The 3,434-nt window shown below is 65.0% G+C and carries 3 protein-coding genes; 1 reads left to right on the forward strand and 2 read right to left on the reverse strand.

What is annotated here, in order from left to right:
- Window positions 1–199: 199 nt before the first annotated feature.
- Window positions 200–925, reverse strand: coding sequence for a pentapeptide repeat-containing protein (locus VSX60_RS22000; RefSeq protein WP_327626374.1), 726 nt, complete (start codon window positions 923–925; stop codon window positions 200–202).
- A gap of 267 nt (window positions 926–1,192) precedes the next feature.
- Here VSX60_RS22000 and VSX60_RS22005 point away from each other — a divergent pair, with 267 nt between their 5' ends.
- Entirely contained in the window at window positions 1,193–2,515 is a 1,323-nt protein-coding gene (locus tag VSX60_RS22005; protein WP_327626375.1) for an acetamidase/formamidase family protein, read from the forward strand.
- Window positions 2,516–2,632: 117 nt separating this feature from the next.
- Here VSX60_RS22005 and VSX60_RS22010 read toward each other — a convergent pair whose 3' ends face one another.
- On the reverse strand, window positions 2,633–3,118 hold the full coding sequence (locus tag VSX60_RS22010; protein ID WP_327626376.1) for a YcbK family protein: 486 nt from the start codon (window positions 3,116–3,118) through the stop codon (window positions 2,633–2,635).
- Window positions 3,119–3,434: the final 316 nt, after the last annotated feature.

Consider the following 3,434-nt stretch of genomic DNA (forward strand, 5'->3'; position numbering starts at 1 on the left):
AATCGCAAAGCTTCTCCATCTTCACAAAAAAACCAGCCCATCACCAAAACGCCCCTCGTGCCCACAAAGCCGAGGGGCGTCTTGCGTTTGAAAACTACCCTCCATCCAAGCACTGCCCGCCAAGCCACCGCTCCGCATCGCATCAGACCAAGCCAAGGGCGAGCGCAATGGGCATACGCTTGGCCCGCCCACGCCGGCCTCAATCCACCGGGCAGGGCCATAGCGCCGGAGGGGTCAGGCCAGCGGGAAGCCGCGTGGCCGCATCGCCGCAGGCGATGTCGATCTGGCCCTGCTCCAGGCCGACTGCGGCCGATAAATCGACGCCCTCCAGCCGGGTCAGAAACATGTAGGCGCCGGTGAAGTCCACCGGGCCTGAGAGGATGGCACCGCTGAAATCGGCGCGGGCAAGAATGGCCAGTGGGTATACCGTGCCGGTCAGATCGGCCCCGGCGAAAATCGCGCGGCCCAGTTCGGCTTTCTCGAAACTGCTTCCGGTCAGGTCGGAATTGCGGAAGTCCGCCCGCTGGAGTTCCGCGCCATGGAACGAGGCGCCGCGCGCGGAAAGACCCGAAAGGTTGGTTCGATAGCCTTCTACCTTGGTGAAATTGGCCTTGTCGGCAACAGCGCCGGCGAGCGACGCGCGCACCAGCGCCGCCTTTTCCAGGTTTGACGATGCGAGCTTGGCGTTCCGCAGGTCGGTCTGGGTGAAATCGGCTTTCTGAAGATTGGCGCCTTCGAGATTGGCGCCGGACAGAACCAGATTGCTGCGGTCGCACCCACTCCAATCGATCGCCGCCTTCGGCGAGGCAGTGCACTCGGCGGCTCTTGCCGACGTCGTTGCGCCGGCGATGATCGCGGCGGCCAGGAACAGCGCCGATGCGGCGGATTTGGCGAAGACGCCAGAAGGCAAAACGGTCTTCGCCATGTGGGGTGCTCGCCTGCCGTCTTGAACAGTTACGGCGGGCTCGCCTTTCATCTCAAACCTCGATCTGCCGCGTTCCATCAATTCCTCCAGATGCCGCTATCATCGACAGGACTATCATCCCCATGGCGAGCCGAAGCAATCGCAAGGCTCGGACATCGACGGTGTTGACCTGCCGGTCGCCCCTGTGGCGAAGTGTGACGATCGTGCTAGCTTCACCGGGGAGCGGCCGCCACCTGCCGGGCGATTTGACGATCGAGGGAGCTTGAGATGCTGGACATCACCAATCCGACGAAGACAGCGCAACGCAGCGTCGTCGTGCAAGGCTTCACCAACAGCGTGCTCGACCCGAACCAGCCGATGCTCGGCCCGGTCGAGAATGGCGGAACGATCATCGCCAACACCGCGCCGGGCTGCTGGGGCCCGATGATCACGCCGCGGCTGCGCGGCGGCCATGAGGTTACCCAGCCGGTCGAGATCGTGGGCGCGGAACCGGGCGACGGCGTCATCATCCGCATCCGCGACATCAGCGTGACCTCGATCGCGACCGCGTCCGGCCACGACAGTTCGCCGGAAGGCTTTTGCCTGGGCGACCCTTATGTCGCCGCGCGCTGCCCGACCTGCGACACGATCTGGCCCGAGACCCATGTCGAGGGGATCGGCGGCGATGCTGTCAAATGCGATGCCTGCGGCAATACGGTGAAGCCGTTCGAGATCGTGCATGGCTATACGGTGGTGTTCGACGAAACTCGCCATGTCGGGGTGACGATGCCGAAGCAGGCGGCCGAGACCATCGCGCGCGACGCCCATCATTATGCCGCGCTGCCGGATCAGTCGGTGCAGCACCCGATCCTGACCTACGCGCCGTCAGATATGCCGGCGGTGATGGTGCGTATGCGCCCATTCCTCGGGCAATTGGGCACGACGCCGTCGATGCCGCTGCCCGATTCCCACAATGCCGGCGATTTCGGCGCCTTCCTCGTCGGCGCCCCGCATGAATACGCCGTCACCGCCGCGCAATTGGCCGAACACAAGACCGACGGGCACATGGACATTGACGCGGTACGTCCCGGTGCGGTGTTGGTCGCACCGGTCAAGGTGAAGGGCGCGGGCGTCTATATGGGCGACATGCATGCCGCCCAGGGCGACGGCGAGATCGCCGGCCACACGATGGATGTCTCGGGCAGCGTCACGTTGCAGGTCGAGGTGCTGAAAAACTATCCGATCGACGGACCGGTGCTGTTTCCGCTCCTCGAGGATCTGCCGCCGCTGGCCCGGCCCTTCTCCGAAGCCGAGCGCGCCAAGGCGGAGCGGCTGGCCAAATCCTGGAAGGTCGGACAGCTCGAGAACTCGGCACCGATTTCGGTGATCGGCACGGCGCCGAATTTGAACGCGGCGATCGAGAACGGGCTGGAGCGGGCGGCCAAGCTGCTGGACATGACCGTGCCGGAGGTGCGCAACCGCGCGACGATCAACGGCGCGATCGAGATCGGCCGCGCGCCGGGGGTGATCCAGGTGACCTTCCTGGCGCCGCTGGACCGGCTCGACAAGGTCGGCCTGGGCGATATCGCGCGGGCGCAATACGATCTCTGACAGATATGGCCGGCACGGGCGATCGTGGCCCGCGCCGGCACGTTATCCCCAAGTTACCGCAAGCCGCCCGCGGTGACGGCAGCAATGCGTCGTCGAGGCGGGCGTGGATCGTGACCGCTATTCTCCCGAGCGCGATGGCGATGAATACCCAGCGCAGCGTGTCGAGATACGGCACGAGCGGCAGGATGGCGGATTGGGTTTCGGTGAGGATGTCTGCACGACTTCGACACCCGTCGCACCCAGCGTCGCAACACCGGCAACTCCGCCGCCTGTCATGGTGCGGCCGTCGGCCAGCACTTCGCGCGCAGGCAGGGTCTCGGCTGCAAATGCCGTCTCCCGAACCGGGAATCGCTCGCCCCACTGGCGGGCCGGTCCGAGGTCAATGTGCATGAAACCCGAGCGCGGATAGTATCCGAACCCGAGGAACCCGACCTCCCGCGCCGTCGCCTCGAACGCCACCGGATCGTGGTTCGCCATGGCGATGTCGAAGGCGGCACCGTCGAGATGCTTGGCGCAGGTTGTGCCGCCGACGGCGCGGTTGTGCTCGGGGCCGCGATAGCCCGAGCGGACGATCAGCAGCTTGCCCGTCCCGCGGCAGGCAATCTCGGCAGTTGGGAAATTGGGTCAGCGCGGCGCCCTCCGGCACGTCGCGCCAGACCGCACCTGACCGCGGCCACGATCTCGTCCTTCGCGCTGAAATCGCTCCGTGTCGACTCGGAAATCTCCAAGTCCATGTTATGCCCGAGCATAAAGCACAATCACCGGCTTCTACAGGAAATCTCCAGAACTCCGTCAAGCTTTGCCGAAGTGAGAGGTGGCTCGGGAAAATTGGACAGCGTGCTGAGTGGATTGTCTGCCTGAAGGCGGCCAGGATGGCCGAGATCAGGAGAGACGATGAGCAAGAGACCCAGGCGGAACC

Source organism: Aurantimonas sp. A3-2-R12 (assembly GCF_036016755.1).
GTDB lineage: Bacteria > Pseudomonadota > Alphaproteobacteria > Rhizobiales > Rhizobiaceae > Aurantimonas > Aurantimonas coralicida_A.